Origin of the sequence: gamma proteobacterium SS-5, assembly GCA_009497875.2 — a bacterium.
GTDB lineage: Bacteria > Pseudomonadota > Gammaproteobacteria > Chromatiales > Chromatiaceae > Magnetovirga > Magnetovirga frankeli.
In genome coordinates this window covers 3631393-3656185 of sequence record CP032508.2, presented here as the reverse complement: position 1 = coordinate 3656185, position 24793 = coordinate 3631393, and the positions used below count along the sequence as shown (strand labels likewise).

General features: G+C 63.8%; 27 protein-coding genes. 18 read left to right on the top strand and 9 right to left on the bottom strand.

Going from position 1 to position 24793, the window contains the following annotated elements; all coding sequences use genetic code 11:
* Positions 1-12: 12 nt before the first annotated feature.
* Together purN and purM are read right to left on the bottom strand one after the other, a co-directional pair.
* Positions 13-714 carry a phosphoribosylglycinamide formyltransferase gene (gene purN / locus D5125_05030; protein QFY88888.1) on the bottom strand — a complete coding sequence of 234 codons (702 nt, stop codon included), beginning with the start codon at positions 712-714 and terminating at the stop codon, positions 13-15.
* The gene (gene purM, locus D5125_05025) at positions 714-1769 is read right to left on the bottom strand and encodes a phosphoribosylformylglycinamidine cyclo-ligase (GenBank protein QFY88887.1); all 1056 of its coding nucleotides are present in this window, start codon (positions 1767-1769) and stop codon (positions 714-716) included. The genes purN and purM overlap by 1 nt, the downstream gene beginning before the upstream one ends.
* Positions 1770-1866: 97 nt before the next feature.
* Here purM and D5125_05020 point away from each other — a divergent pair, with 97 nt between their 5' ends.
* From D5125_05020 to D5125_04985, 7 genes are all read left to right on the top strand, one after another.
* Entirely contained in the window at positions 1867-2976 is a 1110-nt protein-coding gene (locus D5125_05020; protein ID QFY88886.1) for a DUF2066 domain-containing protein, read from the top strand.
* Between the two features lie 6 nt (positions 2977-2982).
* Complete coding sequence (locus D5125_05015; protein ID QFY88885.1) at positions 2983-3570, top strand: CDP-alcohol phosphatidyltransferase family protein; 588 nt, start codon at positions 2983-2985, stop codon at positions 3568-3570.
* Complete coding sequence (locus D5125_05010) at positions 3548-4606, top strand: AI-2E family transporter (protein ID QFY88884.1); 1059 nt, start codon at positions 3548-3550, stop codon at positions 4604-4606. The genes D5125_05015 and D5125_05010 overlap by 23 nt, the downstream gene beginning before the upstream one ends.
* A gap of 630 nt (positions 4607-5236) precedes the next feature.
* A complete protein-coding gene (locus tag D5125_05005; GenBank protein QFY91060.1) occupies positions 5237-6055 on the top strand; it encodes a class I SAM-dependent methyltransferase in 819 nt (272 codons plus the stop codon).
* A 246-nt stretch (positions 6056-6301) separates the two neighbouring features.
* Positions 6302-7297: an amidoligase family protein gene (locus D5125_05000; GenBank protein ID QFY88883.1), complete on the top strand. Its 996-nt coding sequence runs from the start codon at positions 6302-6304 to the stop codon at positions 7295-7297.
* The gene (locus D5125_04995; protein QFY88882.1) at positions 7270-7944 is read left to right on the top strand and encodes a gamma-glutamyl-gamma-aminobutyrate hydrolase family protein; all 675 of its coding nucleotides are present in this window, start codon (positions 7270-7272) and stop codon (positions 7942-7944) included. Before D5125_05000 ends, D5125_04995 begins: the two co-directional genes overlap by 28 nt.
* Before the next feature lie 42 nt (positions 7945-7986).
* Positions 7987-8406: a DedA family protein gene (locus tag D5125_04985; protein ID QFY88881.2), complete on the top strand. Its 420-nt coding sequence runs from the start codon at positions 7987-7989 to the stop codon at positions 8404-8406.
* Between the two features lie 19 nt (positions 8407-8425).
* Here the strand turns inward: D5125_04985 and D5125_04980 are convergent, their stop codons facing one another.
* From D5125_04980 to D5125_04950, 7 genes are all read right to left on the bottom strand, one after another.
* Complete coding sequence (locus tag D5125_04980) at positions 8426-8977, bottom strand: cell wall hydrolase (GenBank protein ID QFY88880.2); 552 nt, start codon at positions 8975-8977, stop codon at positions 8426-8428.
* Between the two features lie 155 nt (positions 8978-9132).
* Positions 9133-9465, bottom strand: coding sequence for a sulfur globule family protein (locus D5125_04975; protein ID QFY88879.1), 333 nt, complete (start codon positions 9463-9465; stop codon positions 9133-9135).
* Between the two features lie 387 nt (positions 9466-9852).
* Positions 9853-10251, bottom strand: a complete 399-nt coding sequence (locus D5125_04970) for a phosphate-starvation-inducible PsiE family protein (GenBank protein QFY91059.1) — start codon at positions 10249-10251, stop codon at positions 9853-9855.
* 23 nt (positions 10252-10274) lie between these two features.
* Positions 10275-12431: a 5-histidylcysteine sulfoxide synthase gene (gene ovoA / locus D5125_04965; GenBank protein QFY88878.1), complete on the bottom strand. Its 2157-nt coding sequence runs from the start codon at positions 12429-12431 to the stop codon at positions 10275-10277.
* Positions 12432-12655: 224 nt separating this feature from the next.
* Positions 12656-14233 carry a 2,3-bisphosphoglycerate-independent phosphoglycerate mutase gene (locus D5125_04960; GenBank protein ID QFY88877.1) on the bottom strand — a complete coding sequence of 526 codons (1578 nt, stop codon included), beginning with the start codon at positions 14231-14233 and terminating at the stop codon, positions 12656-12658.
* Positions 14234-14241: 8 nt separating this feature from the next.
* Positions 14242-14922, bottom strand: coding sequence for a TIGR00730 family Rossman fold protein (locus D5125_04955; GenBank protein ID QFY88876.1), 681 nt, complete (start codon positions 14920-14922; stop codon positions 14242-14244).
* 361 nt (positions 14923-15283) lie between these two features.
* On the bottom strand, positions 15284-16282 hold the full coding sequence (locus D5125_04950) for an ankyrin repeat domain-containing protein (protein QFY88875.2): 999 nt from the start codon (positions 16280-16282) through the stop codon (positions 15284-15286).
* Positions 16283-16824: 542 nt separating this feature from the next.
* Here D5125_04950 and D5125_04945 point away from each other — a divergent pair.
* The 11 genes from D5125_04945 (at position 16825) to D5125_04895 (ending at position 24790) form a co-directional block, all read left to right on the top strand.
* Positions 16825-17562 (top strand): DUF1538 domain-containing protein, encoded by a 738-nt coding sequence (locus D5125_04945; protein ID QFY88874.1) that lies wholly within the window; start codon positions 16825-16827, stop codon positions 17560-17562.
* Positions 17559-18344, top strand: a complete 786-nt coding sequence (locus tag D5125_04940; GenBank protein ID QFY88873.1) for a DUF1538 domain-containing protein — start codon at positions 17559-17561, stop codon at positions 18342-18344. The genes D5125_04945 and D5125_04940 overlap by 4 nt, the downstream gene beginning before the upstream one ends.
* Before the next feature lie 15 nt (positions 18345-18359).
* The gene (locus D5125_04935) at positions 18360-18710 is read left to right on the top strand and encodes a P-II family nitrogen regulator (protein QFY88872.1); all 351 of its coding nucleotides are present in this window, start codon (positions 18360-18362) and stop codon (positions 18708-18710) included.
* Positions 18707-19114, top strand: coding sequence for a CBS domain-containing protein (locus D5125_04930; protein ID QFY88871.1), 408 nt, complete (start codon positions 18707-18709; stop codon positions 19112-19114). Before D5125_04935 ends, D5125_04930 begins: the two co-directional genes overlap by 4 nt.
* Positions 19115-19184: 70 nt before the next feature.
* Entirely contained in the window at positions 19185-19748 is a 564-nt protein-coding gene (ampD, locus tag D5125_04925; protein QFY88870.1) for a 1,6-anhydro-N-acetylmuramyl-L-alanine amidase AmpD, read from the top strand.
* Positions 19745-20677 carry a tRNA (adenosine(37)-N6)-dimethylallyltransferase MiaA gene (gene miaA / locus D5125_04920; GenBank protein ID QFY88869.1) on the top strand — a complete coding sequence of 311 codons (933 nt, stop codon included), beginning with the start codon at positions 19745-19747 and terminating at the stop codon, positions 20675-20677. Before ampD ends, miaA begins: the two co-directional genes overlap by 4 nt.
* Before the next feature lie 116 nt (positions 20678-20793).
* On the top strand, positions 20794-21051 hold the full coding sequence (hfq, locus tag D5125_04915) for an RNA chaperone Hfq (protein QFY88868.1): 258 nt from the start codon (positions 20794-20796) through the stop codon (positions 21049-21051).
* Positions 21052-21090: 39 nt separating this feature from the next.
* The gene (hflX, locus tag D5125_04910; protein ID QFY88867.1) at positions 21091-22443 is read left to right on the top strand and encodes a GTPase HflX; all 1353 of its coding nucleotides are present in this window, start codon (positions 21091-21093) and stop codon (positions 22441-22443) included.
* A 112-nt stretch (positions 22444-22555) separates the two neighbouring features.
* Entirely contained in the window at positions 22556-23716 is a 1161-nt protein-coding gene (gene hflK, locus D5125_04905) for an FtsH protease activity modulator HflK (GenBank protein QFY91058.1), read from the top strand.
* Positions 23716-24597, top strand: coding sequence for a protease modulator HflC (gene hflC, locus D5125_04900; protein ID QFY88866.1), 882 nt, complete (start codon positions 23716-23718; stop codon positions 24595-24597). Before hflK ends, hflC begins: the two co-directional genes overlap by 1 nt.
* Positions 24598-24604: 7 nt before the next feature.
* Positions 24605-24790, top strand: a complete 186-nt coding sequence (locus D5125_04895) for a DUF2065 domain-containing protein (GenBank protein QFY88865.1) — start codon at positions 24605-24607, stop codon at positions 24788-24790.
* Positions 24791-24793 lie beyond the last annotated feature (3 nt).

Genomic DNA, 24793 nt, shown 5'->3' with positions numbered 1-24793 from the left:
TTCGCGCCAGTTTTACTTAATCTGTCGCGCAGCGACGCAAAAATCTGTCTTCCGTCTTCTGTCTTCTGTATCGAACACCACCGGCCCCGCCAGGGCGGCACCTTCCAGCTCGACCTGGCCTTGGCCCAGGCGCAGTCGGCCTTCGGCGAACCAGCGCAGGCACAGGGGGTAGATGAAATGCTCGCGCTTGAGCACTCGGGCGGCCAGGGCCTCGGCGTTGTCGTCTGGCTGGACCACCACCTTGGCCTGCACGATCACCGGGCCGCCGTCCAGTTCTTCCGTGACGAAATGGACGCTACAGCCGTGTTCCCGATCCCCCGCCTCCAAGGCCCGCCGATGGGTGTGCAGGCCCTTGTATTTGGGCAGCAGGGAGGGGTGGATGTTGAGCAGGCGGCCGCTGTAGTGGCGGACAAACTGATCACTGAGGATGCGCATGAAGCCGGCCAGGGCCACCAGGCCGGGCTGGAACTGGTCGATGGCGGCGATCAGGGCCTGATCGTAGCTCTCGCGGTCGGGGTAGTCGCGGTGATCTAGCACCAGGGTGTCGATTCCGGCTTGGGCGGCCCGTTGCAGGCCGTAGGCATCGGCGCGGTTGCTGATCACGGCGGCGATGCGGTAGGGCGCACCGGCGGCTTGGGCATCGATCAGGGCCTGCAGGTTGCTGCCGCTGCCGGAGATGAGCACGACCAGCCTGCAATCAATGGGCTGGGACATTAGTTGGCGGCCCCCTGCAGGCGCACCTGCGGCGCTTGACCGCCGTTGGCTATGATCTGGCCGAGGCGATAGACCTGCTCACCGGCCTGGCCCAGCAGGGCGGTGGCCTGCTGGGCCTGCTCCGCCGGGACTATCACCAGCATGCCGATGCCGCAGTTGAAGGTGCGCAGCATCTCTGACTCCACCACATTGCCCTGCTCCTGCAGCAGCCGGAACAGCGCTGGGCGCGGCCAGCTGCCGAGGTCAATCTCCGCATCCAGGCCCTGGGGCAGCACCCGCGGCAGGTTCTCCGGCAGGCCGCCGCCGGTGATGTGCGCCAGGGCGTGTACCTCCAGCTGATCCAGCAAGGCCAGCAGGGGCTTGACGTAGATGCGCGTGGGCGCCAGCAGGGCCTGGCCCAGGCTTGTGTTCTCAAAGGGCGCGTTGAGGTCCAGCCCGGCCACCTCGATGATCTTGCGGATCAGGGAGTAGCCGTTGGAATGCGGGCCGGAGGAGGCCAGGCCGAGAATCTGATCTCCTGCCTGCACCCGCTCTGGGCGCAGCAGCCGGTCCTTTTCGGCAATGCCCACGGCAAAGCCGGCCAGATCATAGTCGCCGGCGGCGTATAGGCCGGGCATCTCGGCGGTCTCGCCACCGGTGAGGGCGCAGCCGGCCTGCAGGCAGCCCTCGGCGATGCCGCTGACTACCTGGGTGGCCACCTCCACGTCCAGCTTGCCGGTGGCATAGTAGTCGAGGAAAAACAGCGGCTCGGCGCCGGCGACCAGGATGTCGTTGACGCACATGGCCACCAGATCGATGCCGATGCTGTCGTGGCGGCCCAGCTCCAGCGCCAGCTTGAGCTTGGTGCCGACGCCATCGGTGCCGGATACCAGCACCGGCTGGCGGTAGCGCTCCAGGGGCAGCTCGAACAGGGCGCCAAAGCCCCCCAGACCGCCCAATACGCCGGGCCGGTGGGTGTTTTTGACCATGGGCTTGATGCGTTCAACGAGGCTGTTGCCGGCGTCGATATCGACCCCGGCGTCGCGGTAGCTGATGGAGACGGGTTTCTGGTGCACGCTGTGTCCTGATTGATTTCGGGTTGGATCGGGCCGAATCGGGCGATGAGGCCGGGTATTTTAGACAGGTTAGGCCGTGCGGGGGTAGAATTTTGCCATGAATAGATCCCTGCGCGTCCTGCCCCTGCTGTTGTTGATCTGGCTTGCCGCGCCCCTGCAGGCCGATGATGGCGACTATTTCCTTGAGCTGAGCGTTGCCGATGAGCAGCAATCCACCCAGGACGCGGCTTTTGCCGAGGGCCTGCGCCGCCTGCTGTTGCGCCTTGGCAACGGCCAGCCCCTCTGGTTGCAGCCCGCCTTTGCCGATCTGCCGCCAGCGGCCTGGCGCTATGTGGCCAAGTTCAATTACCGCAGCCCGGCGGATACCAGCCAGCGGCGCATCCTGCGCATCTGGTTCCGGCCCGATGCCCTGCGCACGGCCCTCGCCCAGCGCGGCCTGGCGCTGAATCGGGAGTCCTCCGAGACCCTGGTCTGGCTGCTGCGGCAACAGGGCGAGGAATACTGGCTTGTGGACCCGGACGAGCCTGCTTCGGCCTATCGAAGCCTGACCGAGCAGGGGCGGGCGCAGGGTCTGCGCCTGCTGCTTCCCCTGGCGGATCTGCAAGAGCGGGCCGCCTTTGCCGCTGATCAGGGACAGGCCCAGGCCGATGCCAGCCTGATCAGCCTGTCCCAGCGCTATGCCGTCGGGGCCTTGCTGATTGGCCGCATGACCCCGCTGGAGGACGGCTGGCGGCTGCATTGGACCCGCCTGGAGCAGGGCCAGCGCAGTGAGTGGGCCGATCAGGGGCCGCAACTGGGGCCGCTGCTGGGTCAGGGCCTGGCGCGCCTGAGCGCGGCCCCGCAGGCCACGCCGACCGACCAGGGCGAGACCCTGGAGCTGGCCATAGGTGGCCTGGATAGCCCCGGCTCGGCCCGTCGCCTGCTGGATTACCTCAACCGGCTGAGCCTGGTGCAGGCGGCGCGACACCTGGGCCGGGAGGGGGCTTGGCAGATCCTGCAACTGGACCTGATCGGCGGGCGCGACGACCTGCTGCAGGCACTCGCCTTCGGCGGTCAGCTGGCAGCGGTTGCGCCACCCCAACCGGCCAAGCCCAAACCCAAACCCCCGGCGCATGATTTTCAGGACCCCTTCAACCTGCCCGGCCGCAGCCAGGCCCCCAAGCCAGGCCCCGCGCAGCCCAAGCGCCTGTATTTCACCCGGCTCTGATCGCCCATGTTCAAGCCCAGCTTCAACTCAAGCGACATCCCTAATCTGATCACCCTGGCGCGTATCCTGCTGGTGGGGCCGGTGGTCTATGCCCTGCTGCGGGAGGAGTTCGCGCTGGCCCTGGGGCTGTTTTTCATCGCCGGGGTGTCCGATGGGGTGGATGGCTTCCTGGCCAAGCACTACCACTGGCAGAGTCGGCTCGGCTCCCTGCTCGATCCCCTGGCGGACAAGCTGCTGCTGGTCTCCAGCAGCCTCAGCCTGGCCTGGCTCGGCCTGCTGCCCTGGTGGCTGGTGGCGGCGGTGCTGCTGCGTGATCTGATCATCGTCGGCGGCGCCCTCTGGTGGAATTTCAACATCAGCCTGCTCGAAGCCGAGCCGACTATTGTCAGTAAAATCAACACCTTCATGCAGATCGTTCTGGTGCTGGCGGTGGTGCTGGCGCAGCTGCCTCTGCTCGACCTGCTGCCGGAGGGTGCCCTGACGGCACTGATCTGGGCAACCCTGGCCACCACCCTGAGCAGCGGCATCGATTACGTCTGGGAATGGAGCAAACGGGCCCGGGAGGCGGTACATGGCGACGCAAAGCAGCGATAGCCGACACTGGTATTACCTGGCCCTGGCCCTGCTGGGCGGCTGGCTGGTGCACCTGCTCTCGCCTATCCTAGCCCCCTTCCTGATCAGCGCCCTGCTGGCCTATCTGGGTGACCCCCTGTGTGATCGCCTGGAGGAGAAAGGCCTGAGCCGCACCCTGGCGGTGAGCCTGGTGTTTATCGCCCTGTTGCTCGCCCTGCTGCTCATGCTGCTGCTGGTACTGCCCCAGCTGGAAGCGCAGATCAGCTATCTGCTCAAGCAGTTTCCCGGCTATCTGGAATGGCTGCGCAACCATGTCCTGCCCTGGGCGCAGAAACATCTGGGGCTGATCGGCCAGCTGCAAGACCTGAGCCTGGTGCAGGAACTGCTTGCCGAGCATTGGCGCGAGGCCGGTGGCCTGGTCAAGGGGCTGCTCAGCTCGGTATCCAGCTCAGGTACGGCGCTGCTGCTGCTGCTGATGAATCTGGTGCTGGTCCCGGTACTGACCTTTTACCTGCTGCGCGACTGGGACCTGCTCACCGCCGGCGTGCGGGTGCTGCTGCCCCGGCGCTTCGAGCCCACCCTGGTGAGGCTGGCGCAGGAGTCGGATGCCATGCTCGGGGCCTTCATCCGGGGCCAGTTGATGGTCATGCTGGCGCTGGGGATGATCTACGCCACCGGGCTGTGGCTGTTGGGGCTGGAGCTGGCCCTGCTGATCGGCATGATCGCCGGGGTGGTCAGCTTTGTGCCCTATCTGGGGTTGATCCTGGGCATACTCATGGCCGGGGTGGCGGCGGTGCTGCAATTTCACGCCATCGAGCCCCTGCTGGGGGTGGCCCTGGTGTTCGTCGTCGGTCAGGTGGTGGAGGGCGCGGTGCTCACCCCCAAGTTCGTCGGCGACCAGATCGGCATGCACCCGGTGGCGGTGATCTTCGCCGTCATGGCCGGCGGCCACCTGTTCGGCTTCTTCGGCGTACTCCTGGCCCTGCCCGCCGCCGCCGTGTTCATGGTCTGGCTCAGGCACGCCGTGGGCCGCTACAAGCTCAGCAGGCTTTACTGACCAGCGAATTTAGCTCCGAACGGCGTAAACCATGGGACGCAGAGGACGCAAAGGAGCGCAAAGGACGCAGAGAGCCAAAAACAAAGAAAAACAAAGGAAAAAACAAAGCGACTGTCCTTTTGTTTAATGGGACGCAGAGGACGCAAAGGAGCGCAAAGGACGCAGAGAGCCAAAAAAGAAAAACAAAGCGACTGTTCTTTTGTTTTGAAGGGGGTTTAATGGGTAGAGAATTGACCTCCCCCTTTGCAAAAGGGGGATTGAGGGGGATTCTGGCTGAAGAAATCCCCCTACCCCCCCTTGCAAAGGGGGGAATTAGATGCTCTGTTCTTAGAGATGAGAGTGGGGGAGTAGTTACCTATTAAGATCATATTGATGGGCGATTTTTGCTCTCACCGCTCGACTTATGCAATGCATTTGAGCAGATTGATCCAGCTGACAGCTGAAATCCCCTCCCTGAGCCAAACAAAGCGCCAAACAAAGCGCCAAACAAAGCAAACAAAGCGACTGTTCTTTTGTTAGTGCTGGGTTAGTTCTGCGCTGATGGCGGCAGGCCCTGCTGAATTGATGGGCATTCGATGTAGAATTGACCGCTCTCTTTTCTGATTCAGTCCAGGTTTTGCTGTGGTCCAGGTGTCCAGCCCCCCATCCAGTCAGGCGCAGCGTGCCGATCCCTTTGCCCTTTATGAGGCCTCGGTGCAGTGTCCGCAGGCGGAGGTGGAGTTCCTGCAAGATAGTTTCCAGCGGTTGCGAGGCCGTGTGGCGCACCGTTTGCGGGAGGATTTTTGCGGTACCGGGGCGGTGAGTTGCGCCTGGGTACGGCAGGACGGGCGCAACCGGGCCTTGGCGGTGGACCTTGATCCAGGGCCGCTGGATTGGGCGCGGACCCATCATCTGCCGAGGCTGTCGGCCGATCAGCGGACCCGCATGCAGTGGCTGCAGGCAGATGTGCGACAGCTGGGCGGGGAGGGGATGGACCTGGTCAGCGCGATGAACTTCAGCTATTGGTGCCTGCATACGCGCCCCGAGTTGCGTGCCTATTTTGCCCAGGTACGGCACTGCCTGCGGGACCATGGGGTGTTCTTTCTGGATGCCTTCGGTGGCTACGATGCCTTTCGCGAGCTGTCCGAAGAGCGTCAGGTGGAGGATGTCGGGCTGAGCTTTACCTATATCTGGCAGCAGGAGCGCTATAACCCGGTGGATGGCCGCCTGGATTGCCAGATCCATTTTGCCTTTGCCGATGGATCACGGCAGGAGCGGGCCTTCAGCTACGCCTGGCGGCTGTGGACCCTGCCGGAGATCCAGGAACTGCTGCTTGAGGCGGGCTTTGCCCGGGTGGTGGTCTATTGGCAGGGCTGGGATGAGAACGACGAGGCCGATGGCATCTTCAGGCCGGTGACCTCGGCGGATGCCGATGCCGGTTGGATCTGTTACCTGGCGGCGCTCAAGTAGGCCGATCTCCAGGCTGCTGGCAAAAAAAAAGCCCCACCGAGTGGGGCTTTCTTGTGTTTGCGCAGGCCGCGTTTGGCCTCTTGCTTGCGGTCGCGGAATACGGCGGCCCGGTTGAATTTGCGGCCATGCTGGGCCACGGGGTTTTTTCTCTTCATGGGCCCTCCTGGGGTGTTCAGTAATGCGCAACTTTAGCAGATGCGGCCCGGTTAGAGCTATTTTTGTTCCGATCTGCTAAGGTCTGCTGGCATGAACCAGACAACAATCACTGGGCTGGCCGAGGCCGGCTTTTGTACCCCCACCGTTTCCCACAATGCCGCTGGTGAAGAGCGCCGGGTGGGCTTTGAGCTGGAGTTCTCCGGTATCTCCCTGGAGCAGACCGGGGCCGCCCTGAGCGGTGCCCTGGGGGGGCAGATAGAGCCCCAATCGGCGGCCGAGCTGGGTGTGGAGGTGGCCGACCTGGGTCGGTTCAATGTCGAGCTGGATTGGGCCTTTCTCAAGCGCCAGGCCGGGGGTGAACAGGTCGAGGGCTGGGTCAAGCCCCTGAGCGAGGCCGCCGCCCTGCTGGTGCCGGTAGAGGTGGTCTGCCCGCCCCTGGCGCTGAGCCAGCTACCCCGCCTGGACGCCATGGTCGAGGCCCTGCGTCGGGCCGGTGCCCAGGGCACCGAGGAGTCGCTGATTGCCGCCTATGGGGTGCATATCAACGCCGAGATCCCGCGTCTGGATGCCGCCACCCTGGCAGCCTACCTGCGTGCCTTTGCCCTGTTGCAGTGGTGGCTGGTGGATGCCCATGAGGTGGATCTGGCACGCAAGATCAGCCCCTATGTGGACCTCTACCCCGAGGCCTATGTGCGCCAGCTGTTCTCCCGCGCCCACCCCGGCCTGGATGATATCTTCGCCGATTATTTGCAGCACAACCCGAGCCGCAACCGCGCCCTGGACCTGCTGCCCCTGCTGGCCGAGATCGATGAGAAGCGGGTGCGCGAGCGCATCGATGACGCCAAGATCAAACCCCGCCCGGCCTTCCATTACCGGCTGCCCAATTGTCAGATCGAACGGGCCGACTGGTCCCTGTCCGACTCCTGGAATACCTGGTGCGTGGTGGAAGCGCTGGCGGCCAGGCCCGATGAGCTGGCCGAGCTGGGGGATAGATTCCTGCACGCGGGGCGGCCCCTGCTGGGGATCAATCGCAAGGACTGGCTGGCGTTTATCGATTCATGGCTGCGCGACCACGCATTGGCGTGACCGGCAACCAGCGGCGCTGGGCACCCAGTTGGTGGTGTACCGCGCTGGCCCTGCGCCTGGCGGGGGCCATCCCTGAGCGCATCAGTCTGCGTCACGCGCCCAGTGGCGCGCCGCTACAGGGCCTGGTCATCGGCGGCGGTAACGATATCGGCCCGGAGCACTATGGCGGCGACATCAACGCCAAGGTGAAGCTGGACCCGGAGCGGGACAAGCTGGAGATCCACTGGATTCGCACCGCCCTGGAGCAGGGGCTGCCCCTGCTGGGGATCTGTCGCGGGGCGCAGCTGATCAACGTCATCCTTGGCGGCAGCCTGCATCAGGATATACGCCACCTGCGCCTGCATACCCACAATCGCCCCGGCCTGCTGCCCACCAAGGGTGTACGGCTGGAACCGGCTTCGCGCCTGGCCGCGATCTGTAATCGGCGCAGGCTTTGGGTCAACAGCCTGCATCATCAGGCGGTGGACCGGCCCGGCCAGGGGCTGCGGGTGGTCGGCCGAGACCGGGATGAGATCACCCAGGCGATAGAGGCGGAGGACGGGCGCTGTATCCTTGGGGTGCAGTGGCACCCGGAATACCTGTTCTACCTGCCCGCGCAGATGCGGCTGTTTCGCTGGCTGCTCGGCTCTCTGACCCCTGACCTCTGACCTCTGTCCTCTGTCCTCTGTCCTCTGTCTTCTGTCCTCTGAATCATGGATCTCCTGCTTCTCTTCGGCTCCGCTTTTCTTGCCGCTACCCTGCTGCCCTTTTATTCCGAGGTGGTGCTGTTCGCCCTGCTGCGCGAGGGGGGTGATGCGGTGCTACTGGTGGCCGTGGCTACCCTGGGCAACACCCTGGGGGCGGTGGTCAACTGGTATCTGGGGCGCTATCTGTTACATTTTCAGCAGCGCCGCTGGTTCTATTTCAGCCCGGCGCAGATCGAGCGGGCCCAGGCCTGGTTTCAGCGTTACGGCTTTTGGTCCCTGCTGCTGGCCTGGGCCCCGGTGGGGGGCGATGCCCTGACCCTGATCGCCGGTATCATGAAGGTGCGTCTCTGGCTGTTTTTGCTGCTGGTGGGCGGGGGTAAGGCGCTGCGCTATATCTCGGTGGTCTATCTGGCCAGCTGGTAGCCGACCCGGGCCGGTGGGCTCAACCGTCCAGCATCTTGTAGAAGATATGCCGACCGATACGGGCGCTGAGCTTGTCGGGCTTGCGCCAGCCGGGGCGCACATAGTCGGCGTGGTAGTGGTCGGCCTGGCCGGTGACATCCTTCAGCGCCCCAGACAGGGCCAGCCGTGCGATCTGCAGCGATTGTCGATAGAGCTTGTTGCGCGGCGGCCTGTTGCCCTTGGCGTCGCAGGTCCAGCTGAAGGCGCAGCTCTTGCCCCCGCGTTGAAATACCACGCCACAGACGGAGCGGGGGTAGTGTTTGGATTTGACCCGATTCATGGTGACATTGGCCACGGCGATCTTGCCCTTGGCGTCCTCCACCCCGGCCTCGAAATAGATGTTGCGTGCCATGCATTCCAGCTCAGACTTGGGCCGCGCCCGTGCCCGCGCCGACCGATGGCGCTGGGTCTTTTTCGGCGCGGCGGACTTGCCGCTGGAGTAAATCAGGTCGGCATCGATGAAGGAGGCCTGAAGACTGGTGGGCAGGCCGCAGCCAAGGGCGGCGGCGAGGGCGATTGCTCGGAAAGGCATGGGCAATTCCTCTGTAGTAATAGGTTTCATGTTCAAGGGTGTCGCTGTCCGCTCCATGTCCGTTAGGCAAATAAGTTCATTTAGCCACGGACAAAACAAAACCCGCCGAAGCGGGTTGCTGGCGCCTCCCTGCGCCATGAAGATCCAAGGGGATCTTAGTTGGCAGGCTGAGCCGGGGCCTGCGGGGCCATGGGCGCGCCGTAAGGACCACGCGGGCCGGGGGCGCCGTAAGGGGCTGCACCCTGGGGTGCGCCATAGGCCGGGTAGCCGTAGCCGTAAGGACCGTAGTTGTAGGGCTGGTAGTAGTTGTAGCCATTGCCACGGCCGTTGCCGCGACCGCTCATGTTCATGCTGAAGTCGCCGAAGCCGTCGCCGAACCAGCTGCCGTCGTTGTAGCCATTGTTGCCACCCCAAGGGCCCCAAGCGCTGGCGGAAGCGGAAGCGGCAAGCAGGGCGGCGATGGAGGCGGCTTTGATCAGATTTTTCATATTCATGATTTCCTAAGATGGAGGAGGTCTGGGTTTGGGATCCCAATGGCTGCAGATCGGGGATAAGTTTATTAGCGATTTCTAATAAAAGCAAGGCCTATTTTCACTTGAGTCGCAAAGTGTTCGTTTGCCCGCGACAGTCAAGACCAGCCGACGGCCACGGGCCGCCCTATTCGATTGGCTGAGATTTGTAGGTCATCAGGCACCCCTAGGAGCCTGTCGGATTTAGGATGCTCCTACTGCGCCGGTGGGAAGAACGGCCCAGAATTGTTTTAAACATTGGCCCCGATTTTTCGTTGCGTAGGGAAACTATGCGCCTCAAAATCGTGAAAATTTGTTCTCGTTCTCCCACCTTGCTCGCTACGGGCACCTAAACCCGACAGGCTCCTAGTTGTCGCTCTCCCGGTAAGGGAAGCGGTTATGGCCGTAGCGCAGCGCCAGTACCGCTATGGCGATCACCAGCAGGGCGGCGGCTATGCCCAGCAGACGCCAGGTGTCCAGGTTCTTCATGTCCAGAATCATATAGCGGGCCAGCGCCACCATGGCGATGTACAGCGGCATGCGCACCGGCAGCTTGCCCGATTCCAGATAGGCCGCCACCATGGCCAGTACCTCCAGGTAGATGAACAACAGCAGCAGGTCCGCCAGGGTGACGGTGCGGGAGTTGATCATGTGCGCTATCTCAAAGCCCACCGCGATCAGGGTGGAGAGGGCGATGATGAGCAGCCCCAGATCCTCGGCATAGGCGATGATCTGATGGCTGGATTGGCGCAGCTTGCTGCGCATGGGGTTGGGGCTTGGGTAAGACATCAAATCGCTCCGGCCTGATCCTTGCGCCGCCACAGGCTGACCTGGCTCAGGCTGTGCTGGTATTTGCGTGCCGTTTCGCGGATGACGAAGGGCAGGTCCACCGGCTCGCCGATGGGCTCGAACTGCTCCGCCAGCAGCTGCCGCAGGCTCTCGATGGTGCGCAGCGGCCGGCCATCGCGCTCGAAGCCGCCCAGCCAGTTGGCCCGTTCGGTGTATTCCTCCAGCCAGGTGTAGGGTGAGGCGATGAGCAGGGTGCCGCCGGGGTTGATCCGCTTGGGTATCTCGTCGAGAAATCGCTGCGGCTGGTAGAGGCGGTCGATGAGGTTGGCGGCTATGACCAGATCGTAGCCGCTGAACTGCGGCTTGAGGTTGTGGGCATCCCCCTGCCAGAAGCTGAGCTTGGTCTCCAGACCAGCAAAGCCGAGCTGCTCCAGGCTCAGTTCGCGCTTCTCGGTCAGTTCGCCCTCGCTGCTGATGGCATAGCTGAGCTGGCCGTTCTCCTGCAGGCCAATGGCCTGGCGGATGAAGCGGGCGGAGAAGTCGATGCCGCTGACCTGGTCGAAATGGCGCGCCAGCTCAAAGCTGGCCCGGCCGACAGCGCAGCCCAGGTCGAGGGCGCTGCGGCGCGGACCCTGATGGGCGGCCAGCGCCAGTTCCACCAGGGCCAGGGGGAAGTTGGCCACGCCAAAGTAGCTGGGGCCGTAGTGGAATTCACAGTACTGCGCCACGGCGGCATCGGTCTCGTAGCTCTGGTTGGGCAGTTCCTTCAGCGGCGGCAACTCGGCGCCGGCGACATAGCGAAAGCCGGCGTGCTGGAAAAAATGCCGGCGAAAGGCGTAGCGGGCATCGCGGGTGGCCTCGTTGCCGGTGGAGATCCAGCTGCCGCCCTTGATCAGGTTGTGCTGGTTGTCGAAGGTGGGGGTGGAGAAGTCATCGTAGATGGGGTGCACCTCGAAGCCATCGAAGCCGTGGATCGGCGTCTCGGTCCACTGCCAGACATTGCCGATGACATCGAAGAAGCCGCCCTTGCCGAAGCGATCCACCGGCACCGAGGAGGCGCCGTGCTCCAGGTTGATGTTCCATTCCACCTGCCCCGGCAGAGCAGGCCACTCGGGCTCGTCGGCGATCTCCAGCCAATCGTGCAGCCGGTACCATTCCTCCTCCGTGGGCAGGCGGATCGGCTGGCCGGTCTGTTCTGCCTGCCAGTTGCAGAAGGCCTTGGCCTCCAGATAGTTGACCTCCACCGGCCAGTTCCAGGGCATGGGGATCTCTTGCGCCAGGCAGCGCAGGCGGTAGTCCTCGCCCTGCGCTCGCCAGAACAGGGGCAGCTGCCGCTGGCTGTAGGCCAGCCAGCGCTGGCCCTCGTCCGTCCAGAGCTCGGGCCGCTGGTAGCCGCCGGCCCGGATGAAGCCGAGATACTCGCCATTGCTCACTAGGTGGCGGCTGGCCTGGAACTCGGCCAGATCGACCGCGTGGGGTCCGTATTCGTTATCCCAGCCGTAGAGGCGGCTGTCGCGGGCCTTGCCCAGCTGCACCTGGCCGGCAGGTACTGGCTGCAGCGGGTTGGCCGGGGCCTCGCCGGTATCTTCGCCCCCATCTGAGCAAGGCGCCCACTGGGGCAGGGGCTCAAGCCAGCGGATATCCAGCTGGCGGATCAGCACCGAGCTGGTCTCCAGATGGATACGCTCGTGCTCTATGCCCATGAGGATGGCCCAGGCGGGGTGATCCTCCCAGCGAATCGGCAGACTCAGCTCCAGCCGGTCGATGGCCTGATGTACCGCCACGCGCACCTGGTTGCGATAGGCGCGCACCTCGGCCACTGGCGGCCAGTCGTAGTGGGCCTGATTGAGGTCGTCCCAGCTCATTTCATCGACGCCGATGGCAAACATGGCCTCGAAGCGGGGATTGATCCGCGCCGGGATCGCCTTGGCCAGGATCAGCTTGTTGACGAAAAAGGTGGCGGTGTGGCCGAAGTAGAAGATCAGCGGATGGCGCAGGGGCTCGGGGCGCTGGTAGAAGGCCTGATCGTCCGGCAGCAGACGGAACAGGTCCTGGTAGATGTCAGAGGTACGCTGAAAGTAATCGTGAAGTTCCTGGCGCTTGGCTTCCGGGTCGTTGCCTGTCAGCAAAACGCTGCGGCTTCTTAGCGGGTGCATGGCAGCTCCTTTGGGTTGGTTGAGTAAAGCAGGACGCAGAGGGCGCTGAGGAGCGCAGAGACCGCGGAGAAATAATTTAGCGCGAATCTTAAGCTCCTCGCCCCTTAGTGGAGAGGGGTTGGGGAGAGAGGAGCCTTGGCCTGCGAGTAGAAATAGAGAAACTCCGCGTTCTCTGCGCTCCTTTGCGCCCTCTGCGTCCGGATTTCGCGCCCTCTGCGTCCGGATTAAGTCGAGCTGGGCTTGTTCACCGTGCTCAGGTCGATCTTGCCCAGGGGGCGCAGCAGCAGGGAATCGACCATCTCCGGCGGCTTGCCCAGGCCCATCAGCTGCAGCACCGTGGGGGCGATGTTGACCAGGCCGCCGCCGGTGGCCAGCTGCCAGTTGCGTGAGTCGATGATCAGGCAGGGCACCGGGTAGGCGGTGTGCTGGGTGTGCGGTGCCTTGGTCACCGGGTCGATCAGCTCCTCGCAGTTGCCGTGGTCGGCGGTGAGCAGCACCGAGTAATCGCATTCGATGGCGGCCTGGATCACCTGACCGGCGGCCCGATCCAGGGTCTCCACCGCCTGGATCACCGCCTCGCGCACGGCGGTGTGGCCGACCATATCGCCGTTGGCGAAGTTGACCACGATGAAGCCGTATTCATCGCTGCGGATGGCCTGTTCGACGGTATCGGCCACCGCTTGGGCGCTCATCTCCGGCATCAGGTCGTAGGTACCCACCCGCGGCGAGGGGATCAGCTCGTGCACCTCGTCAGGCAGCTTGCCGGAGCGTCCGCCGTTGAAGAAGTAGGTAACGTGGGCGTATTTTTCCGTCTCGGCGCAGTGGAACTGGCGGATGCCGGCATCGGCGATGATCTGGCTGAGGCTGGCGCGAGGCTGCTCGGGGGCGAAGGCGAAGGGCAAGCCGAACTGGCGGTCGTAGGCCATCATGCAGGTGAGGTTGATGCGCGGAAAGCGCGGCCGCTCGAAGTCCTCGAAGTCCTCGCGATACAGGGCGGTGACCATCTGCCGCGGTCGGTCCTTGCGGAAGTTGAAGAAGATCATGTGCTCACCATCGGCAAGCCCGGCATAGTCGCCGATCACCGTGGGCGGGATGAACTCGTCGTGTACCTCCTTGGCGTAGCATTGCTCGATCACCTCGCGCGGGGTCTGGGCACGCTCGCCCTCGGCCAGCACCACGGCACGCCAGGCCTTCTCGGTGCGCGTCCAGCGCCGATCGCGGTCCATGGCGAAGTAGCGACCGGTCACCGTGGCCACCTTGCCCTCGGCCTGCTCCATGCGCTCGCAGACCGACTTCAAGCCATCCAGGGCCGACTTTGGCGGGGTGTCGCGGCCATCGGTGATCAGGTGCAACAAGGGCTTGACGCCGTGCTGCTTGCACAGACTGATGAGGGCGAACAGATGACGGATGTGGCTGTGCACCCCGCCATCGGAGACCAGACCCATGAGGTGCATGGGGCGGCCCTCGCTGGCGGCCTGCTTGATGGCATCCAGCAGCACTGGGTTGCGCTCGAAGCTGTGGTCGCGGATAGAGTCGTCGATGATCACCAGATCCTGGCGCACCACATGGCCCGCGCCCAGGGTCAGGTGGCCCACCTCGGAGTTGCCCATCTGCCCCACCGGCAGGCCCACCGCCAGACCGGAGGCGTCCAGGGTGGTGTGCGGGAAGCTGGCCATGAAGTAATCCAGATTGGGGGTCTTGGCCAGTTGCACGGCGTTGTTCAGCTTGGAGGGGTTGACGCCAAAGCCATCCAGAATAATGAGTACGACGGGGTGGCGCGGGGCGCCATGTTCTTCTGCCATGGGGTTTCCTAGGGTGTTTGATCGGTCATACGGCGCAGATTGGTGTCGGTCGATTCCAGCTCACGGCAAAAGTCATCGATGACCTCCAGTGCCTGCTGCGGCGTATCGGCCAGGTGAAACAGGTCAAAGTCCTCCTCGGCAATGTTGCCCTCGGCCAGCATCTGCTGGCGCATCCAGTCCACCAGACCGCACCAGTAGGCCGAGCCCATGAGGACCACGGGAAAGCGGCGTATTTTACCCGTTTGGATCAGGGTCAGGGACTCAAACAGTTCATCCATGGTGCCAAAGCCGCCGGGAAAGATGACGTAGGCCACGGCATACTTGACAAACATCAGTTTGCGCACGAAGAAATAACGAAAGTCGATGCTCAGATCCTGAAAGGGGTTGGCATGTTGCTCGTGGGGCAGGCGAATATTCAGCCCTACCGCCTTGGCCCTACCGGCCTGGGCACCCTGGTTGCCGGCCTGCATGATGCCCGGACCGCCACCGGTGATGACGCTCAGGCCCCTGTCGGACAGGCCCCGGGCAACCTCCTCGGCCAGGCGATACCAGGGGCTGTCGGGCGGGGTGCGGGCGCTGCCGAACAGGGACACCGCCGGGCCCAGCCCGTTGAGCGTCTCAATACCATCGATCAGCTCCGCTTGAATGCGAAAAATACGCCAGGTTTCAGAGGCCTGTAGGTCTTCCATCGGGTCGGTCACCAGTTGATTGCAAGGCCCATGGCGCGGGCGATACCGGCCTGGGGGATAAACTAACTGACATGGAGTGGAGAGCACCACCCCGGAAGAAAAGAGAGTCAAATTCCACCCCCTTTATCAAAGGGGGGTAGGGGGGCTTCAGTGCCCGCGTAACTGCCAGCGTCCGGGAATCCCCCTCAATCCCCCTTTTGCAAAGGGGGAGGATAACCTCAACCCCCCTTTTACAAGGGGGGAGGATAACCTCAATCCCCCTTTTACAAGGGGGGAGGATAACCTCAATCCTCCTTTTACAAAGGGGGAGGATAACCTCAATCCCCCTGTTGCAAAGGGGGAGGCCGATTCTCTACCTCCCTTAGTGGCGTACGCCGATCAGCATCACATCCTCGGGGCCGCAGCCCAGGGGGGCTTCGCCGTCCTGGCTGCGACCATCCACTATCTCCGGCCGGCCGCCCCAGGTCTTGCGTACCACCTGGGCGATGCGTTGCAGGTGCCTTTCGCCCTTGGCGTCACAGAGAACCACCTGGTTGCGCTGCAAGCGGCAGTCGGGCTGGACATCACAGTCCACCGGCAGGCGGCTCTTGCGCGCCACGTAGCACTCCTGATCGTCCCAGGTCACCATGCGCAGGCGAAACGGCGGCAGCCGCGGCAGGCGGGCATCCAGCATGGCGTAGCGCTGGCGGCGGAAGCGGTTGAGCAGGCCGTGGCGGTTCTGCCGAAAGGCGATCTCCTCGGCGATCTCGCCCTGGTAATCGCGCCGGTCCAGCCAGGGCCAGTGCTTGAGCAGTTCACGCAAAACATCGGGCCGGTTCATGCGTACCGCCAGCATCAGTGGCGTGGTGCCGTAGTGGCTGGCGGCATCCACCTCGGCCCCGGCCTTGAGCAGGCTGGCCACGCGCTGGACCGAGCCGGTCAGGCTGGCGTAATGCAGCGGCGTCCAGCCCTGGGCGTCGGTCTGGTTGACCTGCTGCGCATCGCTCAGCTGGGCCGGCTTGAAATTTCCCCTGGCCTGGCCGGCCTGGGCGAACAGGCTGTCTGCCTCGGCCTGGGGCTGGTAGATCAGCAGGGCGAGCAGGGCCTCGGAGATCTGCCCATCCTCAAACAGGCGGTTTTTTTTCTGAAAGGCCTTGATTGCCGCCTGACTGGCCTCGTCCGCCTGCCCCTGGGTCTCGCCCTGATACAGGCCCTTGGCCTTGAGCGCCTGCTGCACCTGGATCAGGGTAGTGGCGGAGTTGAGGGGGATGAGAAAACGGGGGGGTTCAGGCTCGCCGCCCAGACAGCGGGCCTGCCCTTGACCTGCCAGCATGAGCACGAGCAAAAACCAGACACCCTTGGATAGCCAATCTACCGACACCTTTGCTGCTCCTTTGAATCCGTGAACAGGGGCGTACTTTACTGGAACCGGGCGGCGGAGTGGATGACTTTTTTGCGACCCCGGCCCCATGGCCCTCACTGGCCCCTTGCAATGATCTGGGGGTGAGGGTCTAATTCCGGCCTGGGAGTTGTCGCTTTGGCTGGTTCTTACGCTGTGGCCTCTGCGCTTCTTGGTGTCCCCTGTATCTTCACCCTAAAAAGGGCATTTGGCCACAGAGCCACAGACGACTCCAGGGCCACCGATGATCCAGTCATCGGTTTGGCATGACCTACCTCCCTGTAGGCCCGACGGAGGAGGTAGGGCGAAGCCTGGAGCCAGAGCCGAGCGCGCAGAGAAAAATCAATGTGTTGGAAAGCACGCATTCAACACCTTCCAGGTGAGCCTGGTCTGATATGTAACTCTTTGAAACAACTCTGTGGTCTGTGTCTCTGTGGCTTAACTGAGGAATATAGGTTCACAATAGGGATCGGCTCAGGGGCGGCCAAGTCCCGAATCCCAAAAATCAAAGCCACTGAACCCTTGTGACCAAGCTGCTGAAAAATGCCCTTAAATCCCTGCTGGACAGCGGTCGGGACCTGTTGCCCATCGTCCTGGTGATCGGGGTGTTCGAGTTGTTGGTGCTGCGCCAGCCCATCCCCAACCTGCTGGAGCTGGCGTTTGGCGTGCTGCTGGTGATGGTCGGCCTGAGCCTGTTTGTGCAGGGCCTGCAGCTGGGTCTGTTTCCCATTGGCGAGGGCATGGCCCACAGCTTTGCCAGCAAGGGCAGCATCCTCTGGTTGGGGCTGTTTGCCTTCGCCCTGGGCTTTGGTACCACGGTGGCGGAACCGGCCCTGATCGCCGTGGCCGATGAGGCCGCCCGGGTGGCGGCGGAGGGCGGCATGATCGAGCGTGATGAGGAGTCCATGGGCACCTATGCCGATGGCCTGCGCCTGGCCGTGGCCCTGTCCGTGGGGGTGGCCATACTGCTCGGGGTGATCCGCATTATTTTCGGCTGGCCGGTGCAGTATCTGATCCTTGGCGGCTATATCGGCGTGGTCATCATGACCGCCTTCGCCCCCGAGGAGATCATCGGCATCGCCTATGACTCCGGCGGGGTCACCACCTCCACCATCACCGTGCCCCTGGTTACCGCCCTGGGGGTGGGTCTATCGACCAGTATCGCCGGGCGCAACCCGCTGACCGATGGCTTCGGCCTGATCGCCTTTGCCTCGCTCACCCCGATGATCTTCGTCATGGGCTATGGGATGCTGATTCAATGAGTTTTTTGGACCAGTTCTTCGATATTCTGCTGAGCACCCTGCTGGACGTGCTGCCCATTGCCGCCATCCTGTTTGGCTTTCAGTACCTGGTGCTGCGCCGTCCCGTGCCCCATCTGCGCCGGGTGCTGGCGGGCTTTGCGCTGGTCATTCTGGGGCTTAGCTTCTTTCTCATGGGGCTGGAACGGGCCCTGTTCCCACTGGGCAAGCTGCTCGCCCAGCAGTTGACCGATCCGGCCTTTCTCGGCATTGACCCGGCCGCCGATGGCCTGGCCGCAATCGACTGGACGCGCTATGTTTGGGTCTATCTGTTTGCCGCCGCGATTGGTTTCTCCACCACCATCGCCGAGCCCTCGCTGTTGGCGGTGGCGCTCAAGGCGCAGCAGGTCTCCGGTGGCAGCGTGGGTGCCACCGGCCTGCGCGTGGCGGTGGCCCTGGGGGTGGCGGTGGGCATAGCCCTGGGTTCTTATCGCATCGTCACCGGTACGCCGCTGCATTATTACATCATCGTCGGCTATATCCTGGTGATGATACAGACCCTGTACTGCCCCAAGCCCATCATCGCCCTGGCCTATGATTCCGGCGGGGTCACCACCTCTACCGTGACCGTGCCCCTGGTGGCGGCCCTGGGTCTGGGGCTGGCGACCAATATCCCAGGGCGTAATCCCATGCTCGATGGCTTTGGCCTGATCGCCTTTGCCAGCCTGTTTCCCATCATGGCGGTAATGGCCTATGCCCAGATCGGTGACTGGTATTCCCGCCGCCTGGCAAAAAAATCCCGTTAAACTGAGGTCCAAACCATGCACTTCAAACTCATCATCGCCCTGGTCGAGGACACGGTCACCGACGCGGTGCTCGATGCCGCCCGCGAGGCCGGGGCCAAGGGCTCCACGGTGCTCAATTCGGCCCGCGGTGAGGGCGTGAACAAGACCAAGTCCTTCTTCGGTCTGAACCTGGAGACCCAGCGCGACATGGTGTTGCTGTTGGTAGAGGAACACCTGGCCCGGCCGATACTGGAGACCATCTCCCGCGTCTGCGCCTTTGATGAACAGCCGGGCAAGGGCATTGCGTTTCAAATCGACGTCGAGGATGCGGTCGGCGTCAGTCATCAAATCAGTGAGCTTTATTGCGTAGTCGAGGAAGAGTTATGAACGAGAAGGCCATTGTCCGCGTGCGGCAGGTGATGAAGACCCATTTCGACATTGTCGATGGGCTGAGCACCATCGCCGAGGCCCTGAGCACCATGCGCCACAAGGACACCAAGTGTTTGATCGTGAAGAAGCGGCATGAGGACGACGAGTACGGCATTGTGATGATCTCCGACATCGCCCATCAGGTACTGGCCCGGGACCGGGCACCGGAGCGGGTGAACATCTACGAGGTGATGAGCAAGCCGGTGATCACCATCAACCCGGAGATGGATATCCGCTATGCCTCGCGGCTGTTTACCCACTTTGGCCTGTCGCGGGCGCCGGTGGTGGATGCCAGCCGCAACGTCATCGGCATCGTCAGCCTCACCGACATGGTGTTCAAGGGGATGATGGGGGCGGTTTGAGGATGGCCCATGCTCTGAACCGGGTAATCAGGTTGGCCGTCCCTGCAGGCCCAGGCTCGGGCTGCCCCTGATGTCATCTGATGCGGTTGCATTTGTCCCTGGCCTGCTCCAGCGGCCCAGCCCGAACTGGGACGAGCGCCCGGCGGGCGGCGCGATTTCCCTGCTGGTGATCCACAACATCAGCCTGCCGCCGGGGGAGTTTGGCGGGCCTTGGATCGACCTGCTGTTTCGCAATCAATTACCGGTCGAGGCCCATGCCTGTTTTGCCGATCTGGCCGGGCTGCGGGTCTCGGCGCACCTGTTGATTCGCCGGGATGGCCTGGGGATCCAATATGTGCCCTTCGGCAAAAGGGCCTGGCACGCCGGCCAGTCCCAGTTTCAGGGACGGCCCAACTGCAACGACTTCTCCATCGGCATCGAGCTGGAGGGGGCCGACCACACCCCCTACACGGATGCCCAGTATCAGACCCTGGCGCGGCTCACCCGGCAGTTACAACAGCGCTACCCCGCCATCAATCAGGGGCGCATCACCGGCCACAGCGACATAGCCCCTGGGCGCAAGACCGACCCCGGCCCGGCCTTTGACTGGCCGCGCTATCTGCGCTTGATCGCGCCCCCCGAGGCGGGCCGATGAGCGGCCCAGCGCCGCTGTTTCTCATGGGGCCGACCGCCTCGGGCAAGACCGAGCTGGCGCTGGCCCTGGCCGAGCGCTGCCCGGTGGAGATCATCAGCGTGGACTCGACCCTGATCTACCGCGGCATGGACATAGGCACGGCCAAGCCCGATGCCGCTACCCTGGCACGGATACCCCATCATCTGATTGACATCCTTGACCCGGCCGAGGCCTACTCGGCGGCGGAGTTTCGCGCCCATGCCCTGGGCCTGATCGAGCAGATCCAGGGTCGTGGCCGCATCCCCCTGCTGGTGGGCGGCACCCTGCTCTATTTCCGCGCCCTGGAATTCGGCCTGGCACCCCTGCCGACGGCCGATGCCGCCCTGCGCCAGCGTCTGGCCGCCGAGCTGGAGCGCGAGGGCGGCCAGGCCCTGCACCGACGGCTGGCCCAGGTCGATCCCCTGGCGGCGGGGCGGATTCACCCCAACGACCCCCAGCGGCTGCTGCGCGCCCTGGAGGTGTTCGAGCTGACCGGCAGACCCCTGAGCGCGATCCAGGCCGAGACCCAGGCGGCGCTGCCGTTTCGGCCGATTCGACTAGCGCATGCCCCCTATCCCCGCGAGGAGTTGCGCCAGCGTATCGAGCAGCGTTTTCTGCTCATGCTGGAGCAGGGCCTGGAGGAGGAGGTGCGCAGGCTCTGGGCGCGGGGTGATCTGCGGCCGGATTTGCCATCGATGCGGGCGCTGGGCTATCGGCAGATGCTCAGCTATCTGCGCGGCGAGATCGACCGGCCGCGCATGATCGAGCGGGCGGTGACCGCCACCCGGCAGCTGGCCAAGCGGCAGATGACCTGGCTGCGCGGCTACCCGGAGCTGGTCTGGCTGGACCCGGCCAGGCCGCTGGAACAGGCGCTTGAAATCTGCGTCAAATCCTGTATACAAAGCCGCTGAAAGAAGACTCCGAGGTGGACATGCAGGGGTGATGCAGTATTTCTGCGATTTCCCTGGTCCAATCCGGCGCTGGTAAAAACCAGAGCACTCACAACAACAGAAAAAAGGAGCCAAAGATGTCCAGCAAAGGGCAGAATCTGCAAGATCCCTTCCTCAATACCCTGAGAAAAGAGCGTATTCCCGTGTCCATCTATCTGGTCAACGGCATCAAGCTGCAAGGCCAGATCGATTCCTTCGACCAATTCGTCGTGCTGCTGAAGAACAACATCAGCCAGATGGTCTATAAACACGCCATCTCCACCGTGGTGCCCGCCCGCCCGGTGCGTCTGCAACAGGCGGGTGACGAGGAAGACGCCGAGCTAGGCAATCAGTGATCGCCACGGGGCAGGCCCCTGGTTTCCGGGGGTATCGGCTTGTTTGAGCGTCCGGCCAGTGGCGAGCGCGCCCTGCTGGTGCATATCGGCATCGGGCTGGCGGCGGATCAGGATCAGATCAGCGAATTTCGCCATCTGGTGCAATCGGCCGGGGCGCAGATCGACGCCTTCATCACCGCCCAGCGGCAAAGCCCGGACCCGCGCTATTTTGCCGGGGTCGGCAAGGTGGATGAGATCGCCGAGCGGGTGGCCGAGGACGAGGCCGACCTGGTGATCTTCGACAACGCCCTCTCCCCCAGCCAGGAGCGCAATCTGGAGAAGCGCCTGCAGTGCCGGGTGCTGGACCGTACCGGCCTGATCCTGGATGTGTTCGCCCAGCGGGCGCGCACCTTCGAGGGCATGCTGCAGGTGGAACTGGCCCAGCTGCGCCATCTGTCCACCCGGCTGGTGCGCGGCTGGACCCACCTGGAGCGGCAGAAGGGTGGCATCGGCCTGCGTGGCCCCGGTGAGACCCAGCTGGAGACCGACCGCCGCCTGCTCGGCAAGCGCATCAGCCTGCTGCATGAGCGGCTGGCCAAGGTCGGCCGTCAGCGCGAGCAGGGCCGCCGTTCGCGCAAAAAGGCGGAGATCCCGACCCTGTCCCTGGTGGGCTACACCAACGCCGGTAAATCCACCCTGTTCAATCGCCTTACCCAGGCCGATGTGTATGCCGCCGATCAGCTGTTCGCCACCCTGGACCCCACCCTCAGGCGCATACCCCTGGGCCAAAGCCAGGGCAATGGCCATGCGGTGCTGGCGGATACCGTCGGCTTCATTTCCCATCTGCCCCACGAGCTGGTAGCGGCGTTCCGCTCCACCCTGCAGGAGACGGTGGAGGCGGACCTGCTGCTGCATGTGGTGGATGCCGCCAACCCGGCGCGGGAGCATCAGATCGCCGAGGTGGAGTCGGTGCTGCGCCAGATCGGTGCCGGGTCGGTGCCGCAGATCCGCCTGTTCAACAAGATCGACCAGATCGACGCCATGCCGCCCCGAGTGGATCGGGCCGATGACGGCCAGGTCAGCCGGGTCTGGCTCTCCGCCCAGCAGGGGCAGGGGCTGGAGCTGTTGATGCAGGCGCTGGAAGAGCGCCTGGCGGAGTTCGGCAGCAGCCATTGCTTCTGTCTGGATAGCGCCGCCGGGCGGTTGCGCGCCCTGCTCCATGCCAGCGGCCAGGTGCAGGCCGAGCGCCAGGGGGCGGAGGGCCTGGAGCTGGAAGTGCGGCTGTCAAACAAGGCCCTGCGCCGACTGCTCAAGCGGGAGCCCGAGCTGGCCCAGGCCCTGCGGCCGGGAACAGATGGGGCCGAAGGGCTGAAGGCCGAGACGCGGATGGTGGAAGAACCCTGGTCGCCCTAAGGGATTTGCGGCCAAATGGGGTTCGCCTTTGTTGGCCGGAGCAGATAAAATGCCGAACCTTATTGTCCTGGAGCGGCCCACGCCGTTCCCCTTGAAAGCTACGGAGTTGACCATGGCCTGGAATGAACCGGGTAATAGCAAAGACCCTTGGGGCGGCCGTCCCAACGGAGAAGGTCCTCCCGACCTGGATGAAGTGGTGAAGGATCTGCAGCGCAAGATGGGCGGCCTGTTCGGCGGCAAGGGCGGTGGGGGCGGAGATACCCCCTCCGGCCCCTCTGGTCCGCAGATGTCGGGCCGGGTGCTGGGCATAGTCCTGGGCATCATCGGTCTGATCTGGCTGGCCAGCGGCATCTATATCATCGAACCGGCCGAGCGCGGCATAGTGCTGCGCTTCGGGGCCTTCCAGAAGGTCACCGACCCCGGTCCCAACTGGCACCTGCCCTTTCCCCTGGAGACGGTGGTCAAGATCAATGTCGATGAGCTGCGCTCCCTGCGCCACAAGGCGATGATGCTGACCCGCGACGAGAACATCGTCGATGTGGAGCTGACCGTGCAATCGCGCATCCAGGATGCCGCCGATTACTTATTCCAGGACCGCGACCCGGACAAGACCATCCAGGACGCCACCGAGACCGCCGTGCGCGAGGTGGTGGGCAAGAACAAGCTGGACTTCATCCTAACCGAGGGCCGCAGCGCCATCGCCGTGCAGATCAAGGACACCATCCAGGAGTTGCTCAATCAATACAAGACCGGCCTGGTGGTGACCAGCGTCAACATGCAGCCGGCCAAGCCGCCGGAGGCGGTCAAGGCGGCCTTTGATGACGCCATCAAGGCGCGTGAGGACAAGGAGCGCCTGGAGAACGAGGCCCATGCCTACGCCAACGAGGTGGTACCCAAGGCCCGTGGTGCCGCCGCCCGGCGCCTGGCCGACGCCAATGCCTACCGCGATCGTCGCATCGCCGAGGCCGAGGGTGAGGCGAACCGCTTCAACGCCGTGCTCAGCGCCTACGAAAAGGCCCCCGGCGTGACCCGTGAACGCCTCTATCTGGAGACGGTGGAGGCGGTGATGGCGGGCACCGGCAAGGTGATCCTGGACGTGAAAAACGGCAACAACCTGACCTATCTGCCGATAGATCGCATCATCGAGGGCGCTGGCCGACGCAATCCATCCAGCCGAAGCGAGATCGACGCGGGCATGCCCCAGCAACCCAACAACCGGGCGCGGCTGGATGGTCCCGTGCGTGAGAATGTCCGTGACCGGAGGCAGAGATAATGGATAACAAGTTGAAGATACCGCTGTTGCTGGGCGGTCTGGCGGTGTTTGGCTACGCCTTCACCTTTGTCGTCTATGAGTGGGAGTCGGCCATCAAGCTGCGCCTGGGTGAGATCGTCACGACCGAGTACAAGGCCGGGCTGCACTTCAGGATCCCTGGGGTGAACAACATCGTCAAGGTGGACAAGCGCATCCAGACCCTGGACTCCCGTCCGCAGCGCTTTCTGACCATCGAGAAGAAGGACGTGATCGTCGATTCCTTCGTCAAATGGCGCATCAACGATGTCGCCCAGTACTACCGCTCCACCGGCGGCAGCACCATGAAGGCCGCCAGCCTCTTGTCCGAACGCATCAACACCAGCCTGCGCGACGAGTTCGGCAAGCGCACCATCCAGGAGGTGGTGTCCGGCGAGCGCGGCGAGATCATGGACCTGCTGCGCAAGGATGCCGATGAGAAGTCCGCCAACATCGGCGTCGAGGTGGTCGATGTGCGCGTCAAGCAGATCGACCTGCCGCCCGAGGTGAGTGAGTCGGTGTACAACCGTATGCGCGCCGAGCGTGACCGGGTGGCCCGCGACCTGCGCGCCCAGGGTGCCGAGGCGGCCGAGCGCATCCGCTCCGATGCCGACCGCCAGCGCGTGGTGATCCTGGCCGAGGCCTATCGCGAAGCCGAGCAGTTGCGCGGTGAGGGCGACTCCAGGGCCACCGAGATCTACGCCGGCGCCTACACCAAAAACGCCGAGTTCTATGCCTTCTACCGTAGCCTGGACGCCTACCGCACCGCCTTCGGCAGCAGCAACAACCTGATGGTGCTGGAGCCGGATTCCGAGTTCTTCCGCTATTTCAAGGATCAGACGGGCAAGGGCGAGAAGGGAAACTGACGGCACGGTGTGGAATGATCTGCTGGCAGCCCTGGCCCTGGTCCTGGTGATCGAGGGGTTGATGCCCTTCCTTAGCCCCAGGCGCATGCGCGAGACCCTGCAATTGGTAACGCAAATGGACGACCGCAACCTGCGCCTGTTGGGGCTGGGGAGCATGGTCTCTGGCGTACTCCTGCTCTATCTGGTGAGGTAATCA

What these genes read in the sequence shown, in the direction of transcription:
- purN (QFY88888.1), bottom strand. Translation starts at nt 714, where the DNA reads ATGTCCCAGCCCATTGATTGCAGGCTGGTCGTGCTCATCTCCGGCAGC.
- D5125_05020 (QFY88886.1), top strand. Translation starts at nt 1,867, where the DNA reads ATGAATAGATCCCTGCGCGTCCTGCCCCTGCTGTTGTTGATCTGGCTT.
- D5125_05015 (QFY88885.1), top strand. Translation starts at nt 2,983, where the DNA reads ATGTTCAAGCCCAGCTTCAACTCAAGCGACATCCCTAATCTGATCACC.
- D5125_05010 (QFY88884.1), top strand. Translation starts at nt 3,548, where the DNA reads ATGGCGACGCAAAGCAGCGATAGCCGACACTGGTATTACCTGGCCCTG.
- D5125_05000 (QFY88883.1), top strand. Translation starts at nt 6,302, where the DNA reads ATGAACCAGACAACAATCACTGGGCTGGCCGAGGCCGGCTTTTGTACC.
- D5125_04995 (QFY88882.1), top strand. Translation starts at nt 7,270, where the DNA reads ATGGCTGCGCGACCACGCATTGGCGTGACCGGCAACCAGCGGCGCTGG.
- D5125_04980 (QFY88880.2), bottom strand. Translation starts at nt 8,977, where the DNA reads ATGCCTTTCCGAGCAATCGCCCTCGCCGCCGCCCTTGGCTGCGGCCTG.
- D5125_04975 (QFY88879.1), bottom strand. Translation starts at nt 9,465, where the DNA reads ATGAAAAATCTGATCAAAGCCGCCTCCATCGCCGCCCTGCTTGCCGCT.
- D5125_04970 (QFY91059.1), bottom strand. Translation starts at nt 10,251, where the DNA reads ATGCGCAGCAAGCTGCGCCAATCCAGCCATCAGATCATCGCCTATGCC.
- ovoA (QFY88878.1), bottom strand. Translation starts at nt 12,431, where the DNA reads ATGCACCCGCTAAGAAGCCGCAGCGTTTTGCTGACAGGCAACGACCCG.
- D5125_04960 (QFY88877.1), bottom strand. Translation starts at nt 14,233, where the DNA reads ATGGCAGAAGAACATGGCGCCCCGCGCCACCCCGTCGTACTCATTATT.
- D5125_04955 (QFY88876.1), bottom strand. Translation starts at nt 14,922, where the DNA reads ATGGAAGACCTACAGGCCTCTGAAACCTGGCGTATTTTTCGCATTCAA.
- D5125_04940 (QFY88873.1), top strand. Translation starts at nt 17,559, where the DNA reads ATGAGTTTTTTGGACCAGTTCTTCGATATTCTGCTGAGCACCCTGCTG.
- D5125_04935 (QFY88872.1), top strand. Translation starts at nt 18,360, where the DNA reads ATGCACTTCAAACTCATCATCGCCCTGGTCGAGGACACGGTCACCGAC.
- D5125_04930 (QFY88871.1), top strand. Translation starts at nt 18,707, where the DNA reads ATGAACGAGAAGGCCATTGTCCGCGTGCGGCAGGTGATGAAGACCCAT.
- ampD (QFY88870.1), top strand. Translation starts at nt 19,185, where the DNA reads ATGTCATCTGATGCGGTTGCATTTGTCCCTGGCCTGCTCCAGCGGCCC.
- miaA (QFY88869.1), top strand. Translation starts at nt 19,745, where the DNA reads ATGAGCGGCCCAGCGCCGCTGTTTCTCATGGGGCCGACCGCCTCGGGC.
- hfq (QFY88868.1), top strand. Translation starts at nt 20,794, where the DNA reads ATGTCCAGCAAAGGGCAGAATCTGCAAGATCCCTTCCTCAATACCCTG.
- hflK (QFY91058.1), top strand. Translation starts at nt 22,556, where the DNA reads ATGGCCTGGAATGAACCGGGTAATAGCAAAGACCCTTGGGGCGGCCGT.
- hflC (QFY88866.1), top strand. Translation starts at nt 23,716, where the DNA reads ATGGATAACAAGTTGAAGATACCGCTGTTGCTGGGCGGTCTGGCGGTG.